We start from the raw sequence: 23,862 nt of genomic DNA on the forward strand, positions 1-23,862 counted from the left end.
CAAGATCCCCTGCAAAAGCCCATTGATTAACCCGTTGCGGGTCTTCTTAATTCTTACATGGCACTCAGGCGTTGGAAAGCCAATGCCTGTTCAGACGGGTCTGGTCAGTGGCAGTGGCTAGACGGCACTGGTTAGACGGTCGTGGCCAGAAACTGTTCTATGGCATCAAATCCCAGCTTGAGAGTTGTATCGTCGGTGGCAAAGGAAAGCCGAACAAAGCCCGGAGCACCAAAAGCATCACCAGTGACGAGGGCCACGTGAGCCTGTTCCAGCAGAATGGTGCAGAACTCGGAGGCGTCTTTGGCGACTGTGCCGCCGGGAAGCTGCTTCCCGAGAACTGATGACACATTGAAGAAGAGATAGAATGCGCCCCCTGGCTCGGCACAGGTGACACCAAATTTTTCCTGCCAAGGGCGCAAGCGGCTCAACGCATATTCCCGGCGTCGTTCAAACACGACCCGCATGGCTTCGACGGATTCCTGCGGGCCATCGAGAGCCGCCACAGCTGCGTACTGGCTGATGCTGCAGGGGTTGGATGTTTCCTGGCTTTGCAGGTTATCCATGGCTTTGATGATCGGAGCCGGCCCGATTGTCCAGCCGATTCGCCAGCCGGTCATGGCATAGGCTTTACTGACACCACTGATGATGATGGTCAGGTCTTTGGCCTGAGAGCCAAAACTGGCGAAGGAGCGGAATTCGCTGCCGGGATAGATCAGCTTTTCATAAATTTCGTCGGAGAGGACAGGGATGTTGTTCTCGACGGCCACCTTTGCCAAAGCTTCCAGTTGTGCGGGAGTGTAAGCGGCCCCTGTGGGATTGCTGGGATTGTTGAGGAGGAGCAGTTTTGTTCGCGGCGAAATGGCGGCCTGGAACTGCTCGGGGGTCATCACAAAACCGCTGGCTTCGGTGGTGTCGACGAGCACCGTCGTGGCACCAGTGAGTTCGACCAGCGCCCCATAGCTGACCCAGTAGGGTGTGGGGATAATGATTTCATCGCCGGGGCCACAGAGCGTTGCGAGGACGTTATGAATGGAGTGCTTGGCACCGTTGGAGATCAAAACCTGGGCGGGGGTGTAGTCGAGATTGTAATCGCGTTTGTACGCGCGGCAGACGGCTTCTTTCAGCTCGGGAATACCGCCAGATGGTGTGTAATGCGTTTTGCCCGCTTGCATGGCAGTAATCGCGGCGGCCTGAATGTGCTCGGGGGTGTTGAAGTCGGGTTCACCCAGTGTGAAATCGAGAACCTTGATTCCCTTATTCTTCAACTCCCGCGCTTTTGCAGCGGCGGCCAAAGTAGCAGAAGGCTTGAGGGCTTCAACAAGCGGCGACAAGGTCATGGCAGGCATGGCAGGCATATTTCCATAGGTCGATCAAAATTAGCACTCAATGGAATTGTCAGCCGTGTCAGTGCCAGCGTCAAGGAAAGGCGTTTCATGGCGACAATTTCTGGCTGCAAATGCTTCTAAGTGCCCTGTCAGGGCTTTATCCACGGGTACGTTGTGACGAAAGCGCCCGTCGTTGCCGGGCTTAACAACAGAAGAGACCCGAATTTTATCCTTTGACAATGCACTGAGGGAATCTTTGAGAAAAGAATTCGGGACGGTTATAGCAGGACGCTGTTGGCGACCAGATGTTCGCGCCATTGTGGGGGAAAAGGCCCATGGAGCCTTAATTCCATACTCCCCCTGCAAGCTCTCAGCTAACTATCTTCCGGAAAATCTGTAAATCCCCTACAGATCGCCCAATCCTCACCAGCCAGAATAGCCGATAGAACTGGTCAAAGAAAGTTGATGTTTGAGTTACGTCGACCCGCATTGTTGATTGATCAGGGAGTTGCGGCCGGTCTATTGGCAACAAAGTCTTGCAATGGAACAGATTCCGATTGACCTGTTTCGCGAAGCATCCTAAAAAAGAAGTTGTCGGTACGTTCTAAGTTTTCAAGGATGAACATCACTCCTCGGATGGAGTGTGATTGTTTGACGCAAAACTCGCTCCAGGGACGCAAGAGCGAACTCCATGTGTGAGATCAGGGCGTCCAGACGTTTCAGGAGTTAATGAGCATGGCGACAAAAACGACGACGAAGGCCGCTCCCGCGAAGAAGCCAGTTGAAAAGAAGGCTGCTCCCGCCGCCGCCAAGACCGCAGCAGCCAAGCCAGCGAAGTCGACTAAGCCCAAGGCTGAAAAGCCAGTTAAGGCCGAGCCAGCTGTTAAGGCTGCTAAAGCTGTCAAAGCACCAAAGGCTGCCAAGGCTGAACCTGCTGTGAAGCCAGCGAAGTCCACCAAGCCCAAGGCTGCCCCTGCTGCCAAGCCAGCCAAGGCTCCGAAGGCCGCCAAGCCAGCAGCCCCTAAGGCTGCCAAGTAGTGTTGCGACCACTCTGTCCTGACAGGTCGTTGAGCTTGTCGGCAGGCTCGTTGGTCTGCTCACAACGCTTTGCTTAACCTCTTAAAACAGAATGGAAGCTCCAGTCGTTGCAAGCTGCCGACTCGTGCGGCAGACTTCGTGCAATTGGCAGATCCCCGGTGGTTCAACTCTCGATCAGTGCTGATTCACTGATCCCCGTCGACGAAACAACATTGCAAAGAAGCCGACATCTCCTTCGGGAAATGTGGGCTTCTTGCCATTTATGGGGCTGCGAAAATGCAGGGCACAGAAAAGCGGGCGACTCAATCTGCCTGACTATGTTTTTCCAGAAAACAACGGCGCGTTGAGAGATGTGCAAGGCATGCTCTGCCTCAGAGCCGCAAGCTTGGCACGAATGCGCGACCTCATCTGACCTGTCGCGCTGTCTGCTCGCTCAGGGAAAATGGTTTGAGAGTTGCCGAACAGACTCTTATCGCCCCATCAGCACGGTGATGGCCACCATCAGGCCAGCTAAGGCGGTGGTGACGATTTCGGTCGCTCCGGAAGCGGTGAACTCAATCCAGAATGGGAACATGAAGGAAAGCCTGTTTCATACTGTCAAAAAAGAACAAGACATGACACGCATCGAGGCCACCGCAAGACCTTGATGGCCTTGCGGTGGCTGGCGATGAAATCGGATTTCGCTGAAATTACTCGGCGAGCTTGTCAGCAACTTCCTGGAACTTTGTCGAGGCGTTGGTGCCGATGGCCTGCACGGCGGTGAGGCAAACGATCACGATCAGGGCCAGCATGACCGCGTATTCCACGGCTGTCGGGCCATCTTCCGAGACGATGAATTTCTTAACGCTGTTGAGAATCTGCATTTCCACACACCCTATGAAAGAATGACATTGACCGGTATGTAGTCGGATGACCCACTGAACTCACCTGAGTTACAGCCAAAGAGTCTTCGATCCCACACCACCGGCTTGCAATCTCCAAAGACCCAGACGGCAATCTGTAGTTGGCCATTGGATGTCGCATTCACACCCCCCCAACTGGCTCAGCGGCCAGATTGACGGTTACATCCGAAACCTAAGTCAGTTTTTCCTAGAGTCAAACTGGATGTGCCGGGAAAAATTTTTCCCTTGCGTTAAATCGTCGGGTCGTGACGACACTGGTGCATCTGCTCGACGCGGATTGTTGACGTAAAACCTCATGTGGCCAATATTCCACGGAGCTTCCCGGGGCGTCTCGGTTTCGCAACGCGGCCATGTTGAGGTGCAGAGATAATTCAAACGCGGGAAGCATCGGCGCGCCACGCCATTGCCGCCAGGAGCGAGGCCATCAGACGGCCAGCGAATGAAAATAGAAAGAGCCACTGAAACGCCCAGACATTTTCCTGAGCGGGACGCCCTGCCAGCAGATGGCTCAACCACCATGCTCCGACAATTCCCGCCACGCCGGCTGCCACACCCCCGCCCAATCGGAACACGGCAAAGGGAAGACTGCGGTCATCGTGAGGACTTAATCGCAAAGCCAAATGCGGCCCTGCCACATTCACTCCACCAAAGGCTCCCCAGCAAAGATAAGCTCCGAACAGCAGCCACCAGGTGGAAGGTGTTGAGGCATAGAAAAACAGCATTGAGCACGCGGTGATCGCGGTTCCGAACGTCAGCACCAGTCCTTCGCGACGACGAGTAGAGTTCATGCCTCCCTGCCAGGCGGAAGGAATCTGCACCAGATACATCGTGGTGAACATTAACTGCATCGGCACGATGTTTAGCTTCAAAATTTGATACTGATATTGCGAAAGGACGGCTTGTGTCAGTCCGTTCGCAGCCCCCAGGCACCAGGCATGGGCGACCAGCCATCGAAATGCCGGCTGATGAAACGTCTCGCTCAGAACCCGCCCCAGGGAAAGGCCTCGCCGCTCGTGGGGAAGCTTGATCTCATTTAAGGAAATCATGGGGAGCAGCGAAGCCAGTTGAAATCCCACGCCCACAATAAAGACTCCACCATAGATGGTGATCAGCCATTGGTTGGAGCCGGTCGTTCGGGATTGGAACTGCGCATAATCACGAATCGCACCGGCAACCATGGGCACCAGAAGTTGTGTGGCCACCATGGCGATGGAACGAACGGCCAGCATGCGTCCCCAGACCTTCGCTGGAGCCAGGATGCTGACCCAGTCACTCCAGGCCGCAAACGCGACTCCCTGAAACGCGCTGGCTAATGAGACTGTCAACAGAATCAGCCAGAGGGCTAACGACTCATGAGAAAAGGCGTGCATGCTCAGGGCGATAGCCGGGACGGCGAGAAAAGCACCACGGGAAAGGAGTGTGCCAACCCACCAGATTCGCTTGCGGCCCAGACCATGACAAAATGCTGTTCTCGCCGAGAGGCCGGCAATTCCACAAAGATCGGGCAGGGCCAGAATCAGTCCAAAGAGAAGTCCCTGCGCGCCGACCTCCTGCACAAACCAATTGAAAAAGACACCACTGGTCAATGTGCTGCCCGCCTGCCAGAGCAGCGAAGTAACGGCAATCCGCCAGATCAGGCCTGCGGGTGAATTTTCCGAAGTCGTCATCAATCCCTCTTTGACGAATCGCAACTTGAAATGACGCGTTGATGATCTCAAAAACATGCTTGCCCAAAGCGGCCTTCGTGCCATGCTTGCGGCTTTGAGGCAAGCATGCTCTGTGGTTGACAGGAGCGTCAAACGCACATCCGACATGCTCACTCAGAGCCGCTGTCTTTTATACATAAATTTCTTATTCCTTTGAGCAAGCGGCACGGCATTGACACCATCAAGGGGTGATGACCAGATCAACCCACGGGAGTTCCGGCCTGGGATAAACCTGCTCATCGGAATGACTCCTTTGCGTTCTTCGCGCCTTTGCGGTGAGTCAAAGAATTTTTACCGCGAAGAAAAGAAGAGCGCGAAGGAATTCGGAAGAGATCGAAGGGAGACGAACGGTATGGGGCGGAAGCCTGCCCTATGACTTTTGGACAGTATCAACCCCATGAATTCACTGGGCTGTGTGCCAGATGTTGAGGTAAAGGCTGCAAGGTGCTATGGGCCACCCATGCCAATTTCATGGTGCGGTTCAGGTGGCGAAAAAGTTGTGTATAAAAGACATCTCAGAGCCGTGAGCAGGGCACGAAGAGAGCGTATTTGATCTTTTTTCCGCAGGGATCTGTGACATTCCGGGCAATAAAGCCTGATGATCTTTTATTGATCGAGGTTGCTGATTTCTTGTGTGAAAGGCAATCCTCTCCAAGAACATCCTTTCAACTCTCGATTCAAGAGTCCCGCAAGCATAGACTGGCGTTGGTCATTTGTTCGCCAGATCGTGATCTCCGAACGCCGCGTTTGAAATGCAGAGTTCCGAAGGCACCTGAATGTTCCCGACTGAAGTTCTGGAAGAAATTTCCCGGTTATCGACCCCGTTTATCTGTGGGGCCGCTGTCCTGCATTTTCTGGTGTTCCTCTATCTCAATGCCTGGTCGAATCGTGACCTTCGTCGCATTACGGCGGAGTTTGATCGATTTACGAGAGGGCTTAATCATCGCAGTGTTCTGGAACCTTATTCGAGTCTGTCGGATCAGATCGACGCCTTTCTGGCCGATGTACGCGATGTGCTGGAAAACCCTGCGCGAACCGGTGAGCGGCGAATGCTGCTCGATCGGCTGGTGACATTGGATGAACATCGTAAATACCTCCAATCCCAGAGCTTTGAGACTGTCTATAACGTGGCTCGCAACATGGTCGAAGCCTATCCGATGGCGGGTGTTCTCGGGACGGTGATCGCGATTGGCTGTGCTCTGCAACAAACCACCAATGGCGATGGACGACAAACGATCCAGGCGATTGTCCAGTTTTTTGGAAATTCCATCTGGGCCACATTTGCCGGTCTCAGTGCCGCGATCATTCTGATGTTTATCAACAGCATGCTGGAAACCAAATTTCGTCGGCTGACAGAAAATCGCGAGGCGGCTCGGGAAACTGTCGCATTGGCCCGTCGCGAACTGACAATCTCTCCCGGTGAGCCAGCCAGGCCCATCACTATGGCAGAGATCAAGCAGACACCGGGAACGTCGGGAGTGGTGTCATGACTCCCCGGAGAATGGTGTTTCAACTGGCCTCTTTGCTTGACCTGCTGCTGATCGTCATGTTCGCCCAGTATCTGGAAATGCGTGTTCAGGAAGACGAGCTGGTCGCGTCGATGTCCGCTCAGAAGCAGGCTTTTGAACGGGAAATCTGGCAACGTTCCACAGAAGCGTCACTCTCACGGCAGCAGTTTCAACGGCTGGTCAATATCGTCTCGGAGATCTTTCACCTTGCTCCTGACGATCTGAAAAAGCTGGCTCCTCCTGAACTTCAGCCGCTGATTGACTTGACCGATTCCCTCTCGCGGACTCCCCGTGAAGAACAACGCCTGCGTGAAGGTGTCATCCGGCATTTGCTGACTCATGAGGAAATGCGCAAGCGGATCGATCTCTGGCAACTGCATATGAACAGCGATGGCGTGTTGAGTGTGGAGACCGGGCAGGGCCAGCCTCCGTCGATGATTCGTGTCACCAGCGCCGATCAGGTTGCTGAGAATTTGTATGGTCTCTTCAAGTCGATCGATCAGCCGAAAAGTCTCGTGGTGATTTTATTGACCTGGGGTGACGCACGATTCACCCTGCGTCAGGAAATGGAGCGAGGGCTGGAACTGGCCACCGAACGCATGCAGCGCGATGCGGGGACTCGCTCACGCATTGAACGGGCCACGCTCGGTTTTCGTCCTGATGCACCGGGGTCTGGAGCGGGAAGCGCCGGCACACTGGCTCCCATCAAAACACCTTGAATCAACCAGATTCCCTTTGTCCATTCTCCATGAACAGGCTGCTGAGATGACTGAAATGAATCGCTACGACGGACGGATGCCTTATCGTAAATGTGGCCGCTGGGGACTCAAGCTGCCGGCGATCACTCTGGGCTGCTGGCACAACTTTGGTGGTGATCAACCAACCGCCACTCAGCGGGCCATCATTCATGCCGCATTTGATGCGGGCATTACTCATTTTGATCTGGCCAACAATTATGGCCCACCGCCAGGCTCTGCGGAAACCAACGTTGGCAAACTGCTGAAAGACTTGCCTCGCGATGAAATCATCGTGTCATCCAAGGCGGGCTATCTCATGTGGCCGGGGCCTTATGGCGAATATGGGTCTCGCAAATACCTCCTTGCCAGCCTGGATCAAAGCCTGAAACGGCTGGGGATGGACTATGTTGATATCTTTTACAGTCACCGTTTCGATGGCCAGACGCCCCTCGAAGAAACCATGGGGGCTTTAGAAACCGCCGTCCGCCAGGGGAAAGCGCTTTACACAGGAATCAGCAGCTACACCTCCGATCAGACCATCGCAGCGATCCAAACGTGTACCGCAAGAAACTTTCAGCCGCTGATTATTCATCAGCCCAATTACTCACTGCTCAATCGCTGGATTGAAAAGCGGTTGCTCAATGTCACGGGGGAACAGGGACTGGGCGTGATTGCCTTCTGTCCGCTGTATCAGGGACTTCTCACCGACAAGTATCTTCAAGGGATTCCTGCGGGTTCGCGGGCCACTGTGCAAGGGTCATTATTGCGAGAAGGCGACCTGCGTCCGGAAGTGATCGATGTCGTCCGTCAGCTCGCCGGCATTGCTGCTGAACGTGGTCAGACATTGGCGCAGATGGCACTGTCATGGGTTCTGCGCGATGACCGGGTGACGACGGCATTGATCGGGGCCAGTTCTCCCCAACAAGTGACGGAAAACGTCGCCTGCGTGAAAAATCTCACGTTCACCCGGGAAGAACTTCAAATGATCGACCGGCTGACTCAAAGCATCGAACTTCCGTCCAGTCCGTGGGCCAGTGAATAGCGACTTTGTCGCAATCGGTCTTCTAAAAAAAGGTATTCGTCGTGCTGAGTTTCAGGAGCTTAACACGACGAATCTTTTCAGATTTCCCTGAATTCCCGATGAAGTTTGAACGCAATTCCTGACCGCTCGTGTTCAATGGAATAAGACGCTTTCCAGAAATCAACAGCGCGTTGAGAGGTGAGAAAAGGATGCTGGCTCAAAGCCGCAAGCCTGGCACACAACGCGCCGTTAGATCCTGGGATCTGTCTCAGACGCAACCTTCCAGGCAGCATTCACGAGAGGACATCCGATGAGCCATGTGATCAATCGACGGTCGTTTTTACGGGCAACGGGCTTCGCTGCTGCTGCGATGCAAGTTTCAGGAGTGTTGGCGGAAGAACTGATGCGAACGCCCGCCTTGACCGAAGGGCCGTTCTATCCCGACAAACTGCCACTCGATACCGACAATGATCTGCTGGTGATGAACAACTCGTTGACTCCCGCGATTGGCGAGATCACGCACCTTTCCGGCAAACTGCTCAGTGCTGCTGGCGAACCCATCCGCAATGCGTTCATTGAAATCTGGCAGGTCGATGGCAACGGGGCCTATCTCCATTCGGGCGACAGCCGTCATGGTTCGTACGATAAGAATTTTCAGGGATACGGCCGGTTCTTGACGGGCAGCGATGGAAGCTATTATTTCCGTACGCTCAAGCCTGTCCCTTACCCTGGCCGTACGCCGCACATTCATTTCGGTGTCAGCCTGGGAGGCAAGCGAGTGCTGACAACGCAACTGCTGATCAAGGGACATCCCCAGAATGATCGGGATGGCGTGTTCCGTAGCGTTCGCAACGAAGCCGAACGAGAATTGCTGATGGCCGATTTTGCCAGGATCCCGGATTCACCGATTGGCGAACTGGCCGCCAAGTTTGACATGGTGCTGGGGAAAACACCGGAAGACGATCATCAGGTGCATGGGATTTCCAAATCAGAACGCGAGTCTGGTGGCGGACGAAGACCAACCTCTCCTCGCCCATAATGATGAGCGAGTTGAGTGAGAGGAAGCCATGATTTCACGGCGTTTTGTGTGCCATATTTGCGGCTTTGAGCTGTCTTTTACACACAACTTTTTGCCACCTGAACCGTAGCATGAAATTGGCACTGCCGTAGGAGGTTGTCTCCAGAAGGCGTTAATGAAACAAAGGGGTTATGTCGAAATTCCGGAGAAGTATGAATCATCCAGGCTAGCGCGAGGCAGAACGTTTCTTGTTTGACCGGGTACGGTCTCGCTAGGTTGACTCAAACTGCGACCTCTCACCGGCTTTGCCGGCCCAGGTTGCAAAGCAACCTGGGCTACCCGCTGGTAGGAGAGGCCACAACGAGGCCGCGGATCTTTAGTTTACGACCCGGCCGATAGGCCCAAACCCCGAAAGGGGCCGTAGGTGAACCAGGCGGTCATCCGGCCATTGCTGTCTGATGTGGCACGGATCCAGTAGCCGCTGGTTGCATCGGGGAACTCGTGACGGAGTGTTTTTCCAGCCGGTACGGTGAAGTGGTATGGCACCCAGGTTCCTGTCCCCGTCACGTCGATCTCCAGCGTGATCTTCACGTCGTGTGGCTGATCGTGGGAGAGTTCCACCACTTTGTTGGTATAGCCCGTGAAGAGATAAGGATCGCTGGGAACGCCCTTCTCAACGGCGGTGTTCTTCCATGGCCCGCCTGTTCCGTGAGGGCGGCCCATGGCCCAGAGGTCGTCAACAGCGCCCACCCACAATGCGCAAGCCTTGTCTGTTGAGCGAATCAGGTGGTGCCCTCCTTCAGTTCCATCCAGCACGCCGGTGAGTACCAGCAAGCCGCGATGGCTGGCGTAGTCGTCAATGCTGTAGGAGTGCGTAGTGATCGGGCGGATCTTCGAGATCCCGGCGGCGTTTTCAGCGGGAAGCTCAAAGAAGGTCTGGCCGGCATGGAACAGATCCCGTTCAGTGCAGACTTCCCGGCAAACACGCTGTGGGCCAAATGACCCCTGAGCCAGAGGAACCGTCCAGTCTCCTACGGGGAGCCGCCATCGGCCTGAGCCATCCTCATAGAGAATTGAGGCATCATCTCGCGAGATCACATTCTCGGGAACGGCGACATTCGTGGCTGTCCATTCCAGGCCATGGGGGTCATCAACCTTGGCCAGAGTGAGGCTGCCAGTCGTGGGGTTGGTCGTCAGGTCATAGCACCCCGTGGCTCCGTCTGAAGTCTTCGCGACATACCTGAGCGTCTTGAGCTGGCCTCCTCGGGAATGAATCAGGCCACCCGCACGTTTGTTATTTCCCTGGGGGGATAGCCCACTGAAGATCTGGGCTGCGGCAGGATCAATGGCTGGAGAGGGGTTGGAAAAATTCAGACTGGCTGTGGCGGCTGCCAGTTTCTGATCGGAAAGTAGCCGCAGCCAGACGCCCTGAGTTTCGGGGGAAAAGGTCTCGACGAGAATTCCAGATTCGGGAAGCGGGATCTCCTTGAGCGTTGCCCATTCCCCATTACCCAGCTTGTCGACTTGCAGGGTGATCTTTGCAGGCTGAGAACTCGTCCCTTTGACGACCAGTTGGCGGTGAGTGTAACCCGCGAAGAGGAAGGGGTCGCTGGGGGTGTTGGCAGCCACGTCTTCATTGAGCCAGACCGAACCCCGGCCAATCACAGGGCCGAAGTGGTCGAGCTGTGCCGGATCAATAAACCAGAGATTGGACTGCGATTGACCCGGGCCGGCAATTTTCCCTTTGGCTTTGCGCTGGTTCAAAAACTCGCTCTTGGCGGTGTCATCGCAACCCAGCACCAGTTGACCGTTCCATTGGCAGAAGTCACCCACGACCTTGAGATAGTTGGAACGGGGCGAGATCCCGGCGGAAGATTTGGGAGAAAAGTTTTTGGGGAATTTCCAGAAGGTGCCGTGCATGGTGGCCAGCAATGAGTCCTCGCCGATGTCGCGAATACGTGGCCATTCGGTGTTCCAGCCATGGGCACCATCGTAACTGTGAGAGGCTTTGGGAAGACGGTAGGCCTGCCACGTCCCTTCGTAGTAAACCATCAGCAGCAGCGACTTGGCATCCCAGCCCAGACTCCAGATGGGTTGTCTGGAATTCGGATCGGCTGAGACAATGCCCGATGGCCCGGTCACTTCGGTGAACTGATTTCGGCGGATCAGTTTCCAATCGGTGCCGGCTTCACCATTAAAGAACCCCAAAGCGCCGCTGGGAACTGTGGGGTCTTTGACGACGCGTGGATCGTGATCACCGTTGTTGGCATAGACGACGATTCCCTGCGACGTGAATAACCCTTTGCCGTGATAGCCGGGGAGCTTTGACGAAACCGCTTTCGTCAGGTCAATGGCAAGCTGCTCCGGTTTGAAACTGTTCCCATCGCGGATGAGGCAGTTGACATCCAGCGTCTTGAGGTCGACTTCATAGAGTCCCTCTTCCATGGTCGCAAAGTAGATTTTTCCATCGGGACAAGTGAGGTGCGTGGCGTTTCCTGTCAGGCGGCCGGGCATGGCTTTTCGCGGAATGGTGCGAACCTTCCCGTCCGAGTCGATCACATGGCTGCCAATGACCAGCTGGTTGGTTGGCTCATGAATCATGCGGTTGGCGTTCGTACCGCCGACGCTTTCTGGCCGGATGATCTGCTGAAGGTTGGGAGTGACTTCGTAGAGTCGATCGGATGAAGCCAACGGGAGATGAGGGCCATAGGTGATGACCCAGAGTTTTCCGGCGAAGGGAACGACGGCCCCGGTGCCGCATTCCCCTTCATCGTTGAACATGGTCAGGTGCGGATAGATCCCGGAAATACTTTTCGGTGCGGGAGCATCGGCTGCGGTTAAAGGGGATGCGACCAGCAGCAGAGCGGCCGTGATCAGTGGGGAGATTTTCAGAAAGTGCGGAAACGTCATCGGAATCTCGTCGGCAGTGTTTCAAGGTGGGCGTCTGAATGGAAGCTTCAGACTACTCCGACCGGGGACATGCCTTCAACAAGAATCTGATGACGAGCCGTTCATGGCTCGTGGAGTTTCAATTCTGATTTGACAGGTTCAGCAAAGAGTTGTGAGCAGGCCAACGAGCCTGCGGACAAGCTCAACAACCTGTCAGGAGAGAGGGGCGTACCACGGGGTCAGCCCGCCAGAACCAGGACAAGCTGAATGAAGACCAGAACCGAACAGGCCTTGGGCGTGTAGGAACGGAGCCGCGAAGGTGGGAGCAGGAAACTGATCAGTGAGGTCACAATGCAGACACCCACAACGACCGGGGACAGAGTCGAGATCAGGAGCAGATAGCTTTGATCGAGGGGGCCGCCGGTTAATGCGGTCACAATAAAGACCGTCTGAATGAAGACTGCGGCCAACAACACCAGAAGAAGCGCAGAGACCACGATCCCGACAATCCCGGTTTTAGTGGACGCAGTGGCCGTTTCCGCAATGGGTTCTTCTGGCGTACTGCTCATGAGAAGGGCCTTCAGATCCGGTTCCGGATCACTTGGTGGCGTAGAACATTGTGGTGTCGAAGGTGCGTCAGTTGTCCTGAAGAGTATGGGATCTTATGCCACCAGGACGCAACACTTTCGTGGAATGCGGTTAAGTTGGTGGGGAGGTCAATTCAATCAGGTGACCGTCGGGGTCATGAACGAACGACTGTAGCGCCCCATCTGGCCGCAGCTTACAGGGCACGACTACAGGGACTCCTTCCATCTGAAGAAACTCTTCGGCTGCCCGGACGTCTTCAACGGTGAAGGCGATGTGGTGTCCCCGGGAGGAGAAGCCCCCACTTTGGCCGGCTGGCCCGGAACCTTCAAACTCAAGGATGGTGTGAATGAGAGTGGAGCCGGCCTGGAACCATTGCCCCTGAAACGAAAAGTTTGGCCGGGCGACCTCCTGCATCCCGAGGAGGTCGCGGTAGAACCGGCGGCTCTTTGTCAGATCGCTCACAACGATGGTGACATGGTCGATCTGTTTCACGTGGAATGGGGAGGTTGGGTTTCTCATTGGTCAGTTGTCATTGGTCAGTTGTTGGTTGGGAGTTGTCCGTTGCAGGTTGAGGATTGGTGGTGTTAGAGCCTGCCTGAGAATGCTCCCTCGCCCGCCTGCGGGAGAGGGTTGGGGTGAGGGCCTGATGAACCAGCCGTTTTCTATAGGCCATCAACAACCTCTCACCAATAGTCACCCACTCCCCCTCATCCGGCCTTCGGCCACCTTCTCCCTCAGGGAGAAGGATTGGAAAGTTTCCGCATAGACTCTGAGATGCGTCTCTCCGGCTTTTACCGGCGAGGGCGAATCCGCAAGTTCTCAAGCACCAACCTGTGTGGACACATTTCCTTCCACCCACCATTTGGCTCCCTCCCGAACGACACGCTGGTAAAGTGTGTCGCGTTCAACAGGCACTCGCCCCGCCTCTTGAATCAGGCGGTGGAGTTTGGAAACGGTCAGCCCTTCAGGCGTCTTGGCCCCCGCGTCGTGATAGATGAGTTCATGCACCACGGTGCCATCCAGGTCATCGGCCCCGAAGCTCTGAGCCACCTGAGCAGTCTCTTCACCCAGCATGATCCAGTAAGCCTTGATGTGGTCGAAGTTGTCGAGCATCAGCCGGGCAAGGGCCACGATCCGCAGATCCATCCGTGCGGTGGGCTTGGGGATGTGTGCCAGCTTCGTGTTGTCAGGATGAAAGGCCAGCGGGATGAAGGTCTGGAAGCCGCCCGTTTCATCCTGAAGCGCCCGCAATCTGAGGATGTGATCGAGTCGATGTTCGGCCTTCTCGACATGGCCATAGAGCATGGTGGCGTTGGATCGCAAGCCCAGGTTGTGAGCCTCGCGATGGATGTGAATCCAGTTCTCGCCATCGGCCTTGTGCTCGCAGATCTGCGGGCGGACGTCATCGTGGAAGATCTCGGCTCCACCGCCCGGCATACTCCCCAGCCCCGCAGCCTTCATCTCGGACAGCACCCAGTCGACCGGCTGCTTGGTGAGAAATGAGAACCACGCAATCTCCACCGCGGTCCAGGCCTTGATGTGAATCTCGGGGCAGGTCTCATGGAGCACACGGATGAGGTTGAGATACCAGTCGAATTTCTTCTGATGGTGCAGACCACCGACAACATGAATTTCGGTGGCTCCCCGAGAACGGGCTTCGAGGATCCGCTCGCGGGCCTGATCATCGGAAACGGCATACGCCTTTTCTTCCCGCAGATCAGATCGGAAGGCACAGAACCGGCAACGGTAGACGCAGACGTTCGTCGGGTTCAGATGAATGTTGGTGTTGTAGTAAGTCGCGTTCCCGTGCCGCTGCTCGCGCACTTCATTCGCCAATCGCCCCATGGCCAGCAGGTCGGCCTCGCGGTCGAGGAAGAGACCATCCTCCAGAGTCAGACGTTCTTTCTGCCTGACCTTGCGGACGATCTCAAGAAACCGTGGGTCATCGGGGCGGGCTGTCGTTTGCTGATTATGACTGACCATGATGTGTTCTCGTACCTGCGTTGAATCAACCCGTGGTACGACCACTCTGTCCTGACAGGTTGTTGAACCCACCCGCAGGCTCGTTGGCCTGCTCGCGGATCATGACTTAACCCGTCAGATGAGAATGGAAGCCCCACCAGAAGATTCTAGGCACAGTAAACGCCCGGCGTCATCCCCAAGCCAGTTCCACGTGGAACGCCGAGATCAGATTCCACGGAAAGCTCGCACTACCTCGGCGTGAAATCCGGAGAGGCTTGGCGATGTGATTTCATCCCCGAGCAAAAAACGGATCGGGTCGCGATCCTGCCTGTGGGACTCGATGAAACGATCTGTGGGAGCCAACGTGGGGTCGACCAGCCAGACCTCCTCCGCTCCTGCCTTCAGGTACTCAACCGCCTTTTCGAGAAGATCTAACCAGCGATGACCCGGCGAGCGGACTTCAATGCAAAGCTCGGGGACAGGGAGGAGCGGCCCCGCGGGAAAGACATCCCCTCCCAGACGTTTGAAGGAGATGAAGTAACCATCCACCCCGCGAATGCTGTCCGGATTGGTACTGGTCTGAAGTGCCGTCTCATAGGCTGCCGCCATTCCGCACTGATGGGCCTCGGCCCAGGCTTCCAACAAGATAATCAGATTGGTAATGACACGGCCGTGGCGCGGCGATGGTGGATTCACTGCGACAAGTTCTCCCTTCACCAGTTCACAGCGCATCTCCTCCGGGAGAGCCAGGAACTCGCCAGCAGTCATCAGTTTTTGGAGAGTATGAGGATGCTCTGCAATCGCCATGATCACTGTTCCCAAGGCTCACCGTTCCCAAGGCAAGAAGAATCCGACATTCAACGTACCACTGACCAGTGGGTTTAGAAACCCCAACCTGTGCGGATGAGTTCCACGTGGAACTGATCCGCGGAAGTCTGTGTCGTCAAGGCGTCGTCAAGACAGAGGTGGTCAGACTCCCAAGAATGCGTCAGCGACCTGCCCGTGAAATCCGGGGAGACTTGGCGATGTGATTTCATCCCCAAGCAAAAAACGGATCGGGTCGCGATCCAGCCGATGCGACTCAATGAAACGTTCCGCAGGAGGCAACGTCGGGTCGACCAGCCAGACTTCCTCCGCTCCGGCCTTCAGATACTCAACCGCTTTTTCGAGAAGATCTAACCAGCGGTTACCCGGCGAGCGCACCTCAATACACAGTTCCGGAACGGGGAGCAACGGGCCATCAGGAGAGACTTCCCCTCCCAACCGCTTGAAGGAGATATAGTAACCATCCACACCGCGAATGCTGTCCGGATGGGACGACGTCTGGAGTGCCGTCTCATGACCACCAGCAATCCCACACTGAAACTCTCGAGTCCAGAGCTTCAGCAGGAAAAAGAGATTTGACACAACGATGCCATGGCGCGGAGATGGTGGATTCACTTCGATAAGTTCTCCCTTCACCAGTTCGCAGCGCATCTCCTCCGGGAGAGCCAGGAACTCACCGGCCGTCATCAGTTTCTGGAGACGTTGAGGATGCTCTGCAATCGCCATGATCACTGTTCCCAAGGCACCCCGTTCCCAAGGCAAGAAGAATCTGACATTCAACGTACCACTTACCATCTGGCTTCAACACCCCATTTTTTGAGAGGGGCAGTGGATCACGTCTTTACGAGGAGTGGCAAGCGAAGGGCCAGCCGAATTGCGGCGACAGCAGACAGCATCCCGCCAGCGAAGACAACCATCAGCCATAAGGCGCCTGCCAGCCACGGGACATCGGCCCCGGTTGAGAGAAGTTGCGGAAGCATCGACACGAGAGCCGAGACTGTGCCGAAGAACAACCCCCACCCTAACAGCAGCGCGTTCTCACAGAGAATCATTTCTGTGATCTGCCGGTTCCCAAAACCGATGGCTCGTATCACCGAGAGTTCGGCTTGCCGCTCCCAGATATTTCTCAGCATCACGGTGGCCAGACCGATGGTTCCCAACAACAGGCCCAATCCCCCCAACGCCTGAAAGGCCGCCAGATAGGTGTTCTGGACAGCAAGAAACCGGCTGATCCGCACGCCGACCGGTTCCAGGTCGAGGCCGTATTCCGTAAGCCGGGATTCAAAGAAGTCGATCGCGGCCTGCGTGTCAGCCAGCGGCAGTTCCATCAGAAAATACTGGAACCCTTTCTGTTCGGGGTAGAGCCGAAGAAAGTTCTCTTCGGACATCAGGAGCACCCCCTGGAGCACGGCTCCGTCGAGCATGCCGGCGACCTTCAAACGTGGTGCATCATCCGCAGTTTGCGGAGCGGCCAATGTCGCTCCTGGCCCTTTCTTCAGGCTGAACATCAGCGTGTTGACATCACCAAAGACCGGGATCGTTCCGTCTTCAGCGGGAGCTTCCAGCAGGCTCCAGGGCTTGGCCGCTGACATCCCGGCAAACTTGAATCCCCCCCGTTCGAGGAAATCTCGTGGGACGCCAAGGATCGTGGGAGCGGTCGTCTGGAAGAGATTGACGCAACTGGCTTCTTCGCCCGGCTTCATGCGAAACTGAAAGACCCTTGTCTGGGCCAGAAGATCCGCCTCGGGTGAACCTGCGGGAGGCGTCAGTTGAAGTGAGTTGCGACCTTCAACGGTATTGAAGTCGTAGAGAATGGGACTGGCCGATTCCCCCACCAGCGTGAAGCCGCCGTTGCCGCTGAACTTGTCGAGCCGATCAGTCACCGGGTTTCTTTGGCCAGCAGCGACCGTTGTGATTACAAACATCGCCGAGGCGATCATCCCCACTGTAAGCACACTGCGGCGGCGCGCACGTGTCACGTTCCGTTCTGCCAACCGCGTCGTCGCCACGAACCCATGACCCACAAGAGCATTGATCACAGGGCGTTCCAGCCACGCACTGAGCGACCACAGCGAGGTCATCAACAACAGGATCCCCGAAAGGAAGAACCCCACAATTTGCCATGAAAGACCACCAAAGGCTTCACTGGCGGGAACCCATCCCGTGGCCAGCAATGCCACGAACAAAAGGGCGGCACTTCCCCCGAAGAGGGCCTTGGCCCGTGACCATTGATAGCGTGAAGGCTGGCTCTCCTGCAGGTTGGATTGGCCAGCCAGCAGCTCGCGAATTTCCCATTGCCGAAGGTCTCGCAAAGCCCACCAGACGCTGATCATCGCCCCGAACACCGCGATGCCGGCCCCCAGTACCAGGCTCGTTGGCGTGACATACAGTTCAATAGCCGTGGTTTGAATGGCGGCCTGCCACCAGTTGGTCAGCCCATAGATCATTCCCTGGGCATAGCCAATCCCCAGCAGCACACCGATGATCGATCCTGAAATCGCCAGCCAGAACCCTTCACTGAGCAACAGCCAGCGAATGGAAACGGGGGAGAAACCGGTCGCAGCCAGCAATCCCAGATCTCGCGTTCTCTGTTCAACCCCCAGACGAAAAAGCAGGCTGATCAGAATCAAGGCAGCCAGAATCAGGAAGAAACTGAATCCCACAAACAGCCCGCTGAAGTCGGTGGCACCGGCAGCCGCACGCAAGCCATAAGCTTTCAGAGGCTGAAGCGACAACCCCGCCGCACTGAGATCCAGCCGCGAGATCAACCCCTGTTCGAAGACTTCTTTGAAACTCTCCAGCGACTCACCTTCCGGCGGCGCCAGACGAATCGACGTGAGTGTCCCATACCGATTGGGCCAGAGTTCCTGAGCCGTGCTCAATGGCAGAAAGAGCTTTGGAAGTGCTTTGTATTCGTCCCAATATTCATCATCGCGAGTCGTGACCAGATTGAGCTTCATGGGGAACGGCTGATCCCAATCCGAAAGCGAATCGACATCGGTGATCCCTTTGACTTCCGGCGTCAGAGCTTTATCCGCAGCGACACCTTCCAGCCGGGTGATCGCTTCCACTCGAAAAAGACCCGTCTCTTCAGGAAGCTCTCCATGAGAACCCACTTTGTGCCAGGTCAGTTCCAGTTCATCGCCGACTTTGGCATCAAGGTCAGTCGCCAGATACTCGTTGATCATCACCCCACGCGGCGACAATTTCAGCGGAGAAGTCGACACTTCTTTCCCTGATTCTGACTCAGGGGGCATCACCGGGAAGGGGCCGAAAGGAGGCGACAACGCTTCCAGATCGATCCCCGCCACCGTCGAGTACATGGAATACTGCTGGGGCGTCCCCCCCGCTTTGCGAATCGTATTGGCCAGATAGACCATCACAGGCGAGGCCGCAGCCTGAAGGTCGGAACTAGCTTTGGTAGCCGCCGTGACCAGCGAAGGTTCCAGCAGCATTCGCTCGCTATCAAGAGAAAGACCTTTGACCACAGGATCAGGGACAAGACGCAGTTGAAGATCAGCCAGCGTGAGCGACTCACGCAGAGCCGCGTTCACAGCTTCAAGAGAATCATCACTGGCCAGAATCGATTCCATAGTAACCGCGTTGGATCGATCCGTTCCCGACTGATGAAAGAAGAGAGCATTCACGCGTGCGGGAGCACCCCGTGGATCCCGGCGGTTGGGACGGACTTCGGCCAGATTCAAATCGCTCTGGAGCGTTTGCAGATTCACAAACAGGCTCATCGGTTCCAACTGACTGGGAGACAGCCCAAAATGTGCGGCTGTCAGTTGGTCATCCAGAACCTCACGAACGGTGAGCGTCACCTCCTGCGAATCATGATCTTTTTGCCCCAGCAGCGTATCACGGGGAACAGCGGAAGGCAGTTCGATCCAGAGCGTGATCTGATCACCAGCCTGTGCATCCAATGCGTCCGCCAAGGCGTGTGTCAGTAGTGCTTCACGACCTTGCGGCGGCAAGACCGGTAGTGTTTCAAAGGTCGAAGGATGCGGCTCAGAGGGAACGGTGAGCCAACTCCACAGACGCTCATCGACCCCATAGGCCATCACATTTCCCGCCCGACGTGCGGAAGAACGGGACACTGAAGAGGAACTGACAGACGGGCTGGAACTGGAAGAGGAACTGGAACTGGCCGTTACCGTGGAGCTATCCGAAGCAGTGGCGGTCTCTAAAAGCTTGTCCGGAAACTCCCCCTCTCCCCTCGTGGGAGAGGGCCGGGGTGAGGGGGCCAATGAACCAGCCGTATTTCCTCCGGAAACTTGCGACCCCTCATCCAGCCTTCGGCCACCTTCCCCCACAAGGGAAGATGGATTTGAGAGTTTTTGCACAGCCTCTAAAGAAGTGGCAGTCTCTAAAAGCTTGTCCGGAAACTCCCCCTCTCCCCTCGTGGGAGAGGGCCGGGATGAGGGGGCCAATGAACCAGCCGTATTTCCTCCGGCAACTTGCAACCCCTCATCCGCCCTGCGGCCACCTTCTCCCAAAAGGAGAGAAGGATTTGAGAGTTTTTGCACAGCCTCTAAAGAAGTGGCCGTCTCTAAAGAAGTGCCGGTGGCCGAAAAACTTTCCCGCACCACACCGCCCCGCAGAACGAGTGCCGGAGCCACGCTCAACGATTGAGACGTCAGCGCCATTTCCAGACCGGCGGCTAATTGCTCGCGCACAAACCGTGGCCCGGTAATCACCGCGTCCACCTGTCCTAACCGGCGGAGCGTCATCGCCCGAAGACTCCCACGCATGGAATCTCCCACCAACAAGGCACCGGTAATCACCGCGGTCGCCACAATGACACCCAGCCAGACAGCCAGCGACGTGCGCCAATAGTGAGCAATGCTGGCCCGAATCAGGCGTGTGTTAGTGAGTCGGGTGGCTCCTTGTGAACTCATGGAAACCTCAACCGCAGAATGAACCATCGAGTGAATTGGCCGTCAGCCCCACCTATTCATCCTACGAAACTCTGGTGTTCCATGCGCTTCATTCGAGTCTGGCTCTCCTGGGAAGGAGGCAGTACAACGTCAGCACAAAATCACAGAGCCAATTTCCCGACGGACATTCTCTCACAATCTGAGGTTAACCAACGCAGGCGATCCTCCCGGCCAGCAAAAAAATTCCGGCCACAGTCAACCAAACTGCGCATTACGTCAATGATCAATCCAGATGACGGAATTAGCATGAATGACTGAAACAGCTCCCGGCAGAGCCAATTGACCAGATCGCATTGAACTGATCGCATTAAACTGTGAATCCTTTTCTTGCACAGGTGACCTTGTGATTTTTGATCCCCAGCGTTTAGAACAGTCCTCATCCCCAACTGCGACTTCTTCAGCGTCGGCTCAATACGACGATCTCGTTGTGGGAGCGGGCGTGATTGGTCTGGCACATGCCTATGCCCTGGCCAGACGTGGTCGTAAAGTGCTTGTCTGTGAGCGGCACGCCCGCGCGCTGGGTGCCTCGGTGCGGAACTTCGGAATGATCTGGCCAATCGGTCAGACGCTCGGCACCAATATGAACCTCGGAATGCGCAGCCGGGACATCTGGCTGGAGCTACTCCGCAACGCGGACATCTGGCACCATGCTGGCGGCTCGCTGCATGTGGCTCATCATGAGGATGAAGCCCAGATTCTGAAGGAGTTTCATGCACAGGCGATCGAGCAGGGTTATGACCTGAAAATGCTCGACGCCGCTGAAACCCTCCGCCACTCATCAGCCGTCAACGCAACAGGCTTACAAGCCTCGCTCTATAGTTCCCATGAAGCAGCCGTCGATCCCCGGGAAGTCATCGCCACACTGCCGGCATATCTGCAAAAGGCCTGGGGCGTTCGCTTTGAATTTGGCCAGATGGTTCGCAGCATCGATGGTCATCGCGTCACAACTTCCGCCGGAGAATGGACGGCTCGCCGGGTGTGGATTTGCAGTGGCGATGAAACCCAGATTCTCTACCCCGAGATTCTGACACAGCAGGGGATGTTTCCCTGCAAGCTTCAAATGCTGCGCACCGTGGCTCAGACGGAAGGATGGAAGATCGGGCCACATCTGGCTGGCGGATTGACTCTTCGCCATTACACCTCATTCGCCAGTTGCCCCACACTGGCGGCATTGAAGGAGCGAGTCAGCCGCACAATGCCATTGATGGATACCTACGGCATCCATGTCATGGCTTCACAAAATGGACGTGGCGAACTGACGATTGGAGACTCTCACGAATACAACCCGCCGGAAGAACCCTTCGGCCCCATCTCTCCTTTTAATACGCAGCTCATCGATCAACTGATCATGGACTACCTGCGAACCATCATGGTCGCCCCGGATCTGGAAATCGCCCAGCGCTGGTTTGGCGTTTATTTGAAGCATCCGAAAAAGCTGTGGTTTGAAACCTCAGCCGAGCCGCACGTCGAAATTCTCACCGGCATTGGCGGCAACGGCATGACACTTTCCATGGGCGTCAGCGAGCAGCATGTAGCGAGAGTGCTGGGAGAAGAAGCGCCACAGGAACCCATCAAGACGAGCGATAAACCCGCTGGCAATTCCTCAGGCCGACATGCGATTCCCGTGGGTGTTTAAGCCGAAAGACCAGCGATAGCAAGGTGGAGAGCAGGAATATCAACCACCCCAGAAAACGCATTTGAATTACGTAGGGTGCATGAAGCGCAGCGCAATGCACCAACTCCCAACGTTCAAGTAGCCAGCAACCGCTATTAAACAGTAGGGTGGGTTAAGGCTCTGCGCAACCCACCAGCTCTACTAAAACACCCACCAACCACGAACCGCCCCCGCAAAAAAACACCATCTCCCTGGCGGCGTAAGCCCCAAACTCGGATCAACAACCGGCCTTCATACGCCGCCCCAAACCCCGCAAGGGGATTCCGATGGGAGAGGGCTGGGGTGAGGGCGAGCCGCCGTTCAAAAGATATTAGCGGCACCTACTACGAACACACGCCAGCTATCTACTGAAAATCAAATCTTATGTATTTACGTAGGGTGCATGAAGCGCAGCGCAATGCACCAACTCCCAATGTTCAAGTATCCAGAGACCGTTATTAAACGGTAGGGTGGGTTAAGGCTCTGCGCAACCCACCATCTCTACTAAGACACCTACCAACCACGACCGCCCCCGCAAAAAAACACTACCACCCTGGCGGCGTAAGACCCATTCGTATATCAACAACCGGCCTCATACGCCGCCCCAAACCCCATAAGGCGCAAGGAAAGAGCGGCCACAACGGGGCCGCGGATCTTTAGCCTACGACCCGGCCGATAGGCCCAAACCCCGTAAGGGGGCCCCCGACTACTCTTGCGAGCAGTCGGGGGCCGTGAAAATTCCAGCATCGATCAGGGCCAATCCACGAAACATCATTCCACGAAGTTACCCTCGCTGAAAAACATTCCGTCGGCCTGTCTGATTCAGTGTTTGGCTGAATCAAACGTGATTGTGTTGGCATTCCCCCGTCACAAGAAGTGGCGAATGAATAAGTGCCAATAAAAAACATTCAGTTTTGATCAGAAGTGTTTTGCGTGAGCAACTCACCTTTGATGAACTGTTTGTCAGTCTCGAATTCGAGGGAAGCGTCCACAATCGGCGCTTCCGCCAATAGGAATGACTCCCCATTGGCAAAGGGTGGCCCTGACCGAGCCGAGAGAGAGCCTTCTGTCCGGAATCACAGGCGAAAAAGACCTCAACCTGCGAGGTGCACCCAAAACGAAGCCTCTCTACCCTAACGCCCTTTGTTGCGCGAAATCGCATTATTGCTCGTCACTCTTCGGACGAAGGGGCGTCCATTGATCACGATCCCCCGACGCTAAAAACGCCTGCAGGATCATCTGGGCGGCCAGCTTATCCACCGGGCTGATCGCCGCTTTTTTCTTCGCACGATTCGGCGATGAGTTCGGCTTCTTTGAACTTTTGGAGGAAGCCGCACTTTGTCCAGGACGTGGGTGAACGCCGTCCTGCCAGAGCAACAGTTCGGCTGAGACTGAGGTGTATCGCTCATCCCAGAAGCGAACAGGCAGACTGGTCAGCTCTGCCAGCCAGTTGCCGAATGCCCTGGCCTCGCCAGACAGTTCGCTTTCTTCTCCACTGGTATGCAGCGGCAAGCCCACAACCAACCCCACAATCCGGTAGTCGACGCACAGTTCTTTCAACCACTGCGCGTCGAGACGCTCGTTCCTCCGCAGATAGACCTCCAGCGGCATGGCCATCGACTGCTCAGAAGTTGTCAAGGCCAATCCAATCCGCTTCTGGCCATAGTCGACCCCGAGAAGACAACCGGTCGTCGGGAAGTCACTCATTGAAGATTTGTCCTCGTTTCCACCAGAAGAGGTCGCCATCTC

General features: G+C 55.8%; 17 protein-coding genes. 6 read left to right on the top strand and 11 right to left on the bottom strand.

Going from position 1 to position 23,862, the window contains the following annotated elements:
- Positions 1-131 precede the first annotated feature (131 nt).
- Positions 132-1,346, bottom strand: coding sequence for a pyridoxal phosphate-dependent aminotransferase (locus tag SH287x_RS15375; RefSeq protein ID WP_479515253.1), 1,215 nt, complete (start codon positions 1,344-1,346; stop codon positions 132-134).
- Positions 1,347-2,060: 714 nt separating this feature from the next.
- Between SH287x_RS15375 and SH287x_RS15380 the strand changes: the two genes are divergently transcribed.
- Complete coding sequence (locus tag SH287x_RS15380; protein ID WP_479515254.1) at positions 2,061-2,363, top strand: hypothetical protein; 303 nt, start codon at positions 2,061-2,063, stop codon at positions 2,361-2,363.
- A 689-nt stretch (positions 2,364-3,052) separates the two neighbouring features.
- On the opposite strand, the gene SH287x_RS15385 is transcribed toward SH287x_RS15380, so the two are convergent.
- Together SH287x_RS15385 and SH287x_RS15390 are read right to left on the bottom strand one after the other, a co-directional pair.
- Positions 3,053-3,226, bottom strand: a complete 174-nt coding sequence (locus tag SH287x_RS15385) for a Flp family type IVb pilin (protein ID WP_479515255.1) — start codon at positions 3,224-3,226, stop codon at positions 3,053-3,055.
- Positions 3,227-3,636: 410 nt separating this feature from the next.
- A complete protein-coding gene (locus SH287x_RS15390) occupies positions 3,637-4,932 on the bottom strand; it encodes an MFS transporter (RefSeq protein WP_479515256.1) in 1,296 nt (431 codons plus the stop codon).
- Between the two features lie 815 nt (positions 4,933-5,747).
- On the opposite strand from SH287x_RS15390, the gene SH287x_RS15395 reads away from it, so the two are divergent.
- The 4 genes from SH287x_RS15395 to SH287x_RS15410 all read left to right on the top strand — a co-directional run bounded on the left by SH287x_RS15395 (position 5,748) and on the right by SH287x_RS15410 (position 9,276).
- Complete coding sequence (locus SH287x_RS15395) at positions 5,748-6,461, top strand: MotA/TolQ/ExbB proton channel family protein (RefSeq protein WP_479515257.1); 714 nt, start codon at positions 5,748-5,750, stop codon at positions 6,459-6,461.
- Positions 6,458-7,198 (top strand): hypothetical protein, encoded by a 741-nt coding sequence (locus SH287x_RS15400; RefSeq protein ID WP_479515258.1) that lies wholly within the window; start codon positions 6,458-6,460, stop codon positions 7,196-7,198. Before SH287x_RS15395 ends, SH287x_RS15400 begins: the two co-directional genes overlap by 4 nt.
- Before the next feature lie 46 nt (positions 7,199-7,244).
- Positions 7,245-8,258 (top strand): aldo/keto reductase, encoded by a 1,014-nt coding sequence (locus SH287x_RS15405; RefSeq protein ID WP_479515259.1) that lies wholly within the window; start codon positions 7,245-7,247, stop codon positions 8,256-8,258.
- Positions 8,259-8,547: 289 nt separating this feature from the next.
- Positions 8,548-9,276: a dioxygenase family protein gene (locus SH287x_RS15410; protein WP_479515260.1), complete on the top strand. Its 729-nt coding sequence runs from the start codon at positions 8,548-8,550 to the stop codon at positions 9,274-9,276.
- 360 nt (positions 9,277-9,636) lie between these two features.
- Here the strand turns inward: SH287x_RS15410 and SH287x_RS15415 are convergent, their stop codons facing one another.
- From SH287x_RS15415 to SH287x_RS15445, 7 genes are all read right to left on the bottom strand, one after another.
- Complete coding sequence (locus SH287x_RS15415) at positions 9,637-12,165, bottom strand: hypothetical protein (protein WP_479515261.1); 2,529 nt, start codon at positions 12,163-12,165, stop codon at positions 9,637-9,639.
- 218 nt (positions 12,166-12,383) lie between these two features.
- Positions 12,384-12,713 (bottom strand): hypothetical protein, encoded by a 330-nt coding sequence (locus SH287x_RS15420; protein ID WP_479515262.1) that lies wholly within the window; start codon positions 12,711-12,713, stop codon positions 12,384-12,386.
- A 130-nt stretch (positions 12,714-12,843) separates the two neighbouring features.
- Entirely contained in the window at positions 12,844-13,251 is a 408-nt protein-coding gene (locus SH287x_RS15425; protein ID WP_479515263.1) for a VOC family protein, read from the bottom strand.
- A 300-nt stretch (positions 13,252-13,551) separates the two neighbouring features.
- On the bottom strand, positions 13,552-14,715 hold the full coding sequence (gene mqnE / locus SH287x_RS15430; protein WP_479515264.1) for an aminofutalosine synthase MqnE: 1,164 nt from the start codon (positions 14,713-14,715) through the stop codon (positions 13,552-13,554).
- A 204-nt stretch (positions 14,716-14,919) separates the two neighbouring features.
- On the bottom strand, positions 14,920-15,501 hold the full coding sequence (locus SH287x_RS15435; protein ID WP_479515266.1) for a Uma2 family endonuclease: 582 nt from the start codon (positions 15,499-15,501) through the stop codon (positions 14,920-14,922).
- Between the two features lie 162 nt (positions 15,502-15,663).
- Complete coding sequence (locus SH287x_RS15440) at positions 15,664-16,245, bottom strand: Uma2 family endonuclease (RefSeq protein ID WP_479515268.1); 582 nt, start codon at positions 16,243-16,245, stop codon at positions 15,664-15,666.
- Positions 16,246-16,352: 107 nt separating this feature from the next.
- The gene (locus tag SH287x_RS15445) at positions 16,353-20,420 is read right to left on the bottom strand and encodes an ABC transporter permease (RefSeq protein ID WP_479515269.1); all 4,068 of its coding nucleotides are present in this window, start codon (positions 20,418-20,420) and stop codon (positions 16,353-16,355) included.
- 382 nt (positions 20,421-20,802) lie between these two features.
- On the opposite strand from SH287x_RS15445, the gene SH287x_RS15450 reads away from it, so the two are divergent.
- Complete coding sequence (locus tag SH287x_RS15450) at positions 20,803-22,095, top strand: TIGR03364 family FAD-dependent oxidoreductase (RefSeq protein WP_479515270.1); 1,293 nt, start codon at positions 20,803-20,805, stop codon at positions 22,093-22,095.
- 1,179 nt (positions 22,096-23,274) lie between these two features.
- On the opposite strand, the gene ruvX is transcribed toward SH287x_RS15450, so the two are convergent.
- Entirely contained in the window at positions 23,275-23,859 is a 585-nt protein-coding gene (gene ruvX, locus SH287x_RS15455) for a Holliday junction resolvase RuvX (protein WP_479515271.1), read from the bottom strand.
- Positions 23,860-23,862: the final 3 nt, after the last annotated feature.

The organism is Planctopirus sp. SH287 (assembly GCF_056500625.1).

What these genes read in the sequence shown, in the direction of transcription:
- SH287x_RS15375 (WP_479515253.1), bottom strand. Translation starts at nt 1,346, where the DNA reads ATGCCTGCCATGACCTTGTCGCCGCTTGTTGAAGCCCTCAAGCCTTCT.
- mqnE (WP_479515264.1), bottom strand. Translation starts at nt 14,715, where the DNA reads ATGGTCAGTCATAATCAGCAAACGACAGCCCGCCCCGATGACCCACGG.
- SH287x_RS15420 (WP_479515262.1), bottom strand. Translation starts at nt 12,713, where the DNA reads ATGAGCAGTACGCCAGAAGAACCCATTGCGGAAACGGCCACTGCGTCC.
- ruvX (WP_479515271.1), bottom strand. Translation starts at nt 23,859, where the DNA reads ATGGCGACCTCTTCTGGTGGAAACGAGGACAAATCTTCAATGAGTGAC.
- SH287x_RS15380 (WP_479515254.1), top strand. Translation starts at nt 2,061, where the DNA reads ATGGCGACAAAAACGACGACGAAGGCCGCTCCCGCGAAGAAGCCAGTT.
- SH287x_RS15395 (WP_479515257.1), top strand. Translation starts at nt 5,748, where the DNA reads ATGTTCCCGACTGAAGTTCTGGAAGAAATTTCCCGGTTATCGACCCCG.
- SH287x_RS15385 (WP_479515255.1), bottom strand. Translation starts at nt 3,226, where the DNA reads ATGCAGATTCTCAACAGCGTTAAGAAATTCATCGTCTCGGAAGATGGC.
- SH287x_RS15405 (WP_479515259.1), top strand. Translation starts at nt 7,245, where the DNA reads ATGACTGAAATGAATCGCTACGACGGACGGATGCCTTATCGTAAATGT.
- SH287x_RS15415 (WP_479515261.1), bottom strand. Translation starts at nt 12,165, where the DNA reads ATGACGTTTCCGCACTTTCTGAAAATCTCCCCACTGATCACGGCCGCT.
- SH287x_RS15445 (WP_479515269.1), bottom strand. Translation starts at nt 20,420, where the DNA reads ATGAGTTCACAAGGAGCCACCCGACTCACTAACACACGCCTGATTCGG.
- SH287x_RS15410 (WP_479515260.1), top strand. Translation starts at nt 8,548, where the DNA reads ATGAGCCATGTGATCAATCGACGGTCGTTTTTACGGGCAACGGGCTTC.
- SH287x_RS15425 (WP_479515263.1), bottom strand. Translation starts at nt 13,251, where the DNA reads ATGAGAAACCCAACCTCCCCATTCCACGTGAAACAGATCGACCATGTC.
- SH287x_RS15440 (WP_479515268.1), bottom strand. Translation starts at nt 16,245, where the DNA reads ATGGCGATTGCAGAGCATCCTCAACGTCTCCAGAAACTGATGACGGCC.
- SH287x_RS15390 (WP_479515256.1), bottom strand. Translation starts at nt 4,932, where the DNA reads ATGACGACTTCGGAAAATTCACCCGCAGGCCTGATCTGGCGGATTGCC.
- SH287x_RS15400 (WP_479515258.1), top strand. Translation starts at nt 6,458, where the DNA reads ATGACTCCCCGGAGAATGGTGTTTCAACTGGCCTCTTTGCTTGACCTG.
- SH287x_RS15435 (WP_479515266.1), bottom strand. Translation starts at nt 15,501, where the DNA reads ATGGCGATTGCAGAGCATCCTCATACTCTCCAAAAACTGATGACTGCT.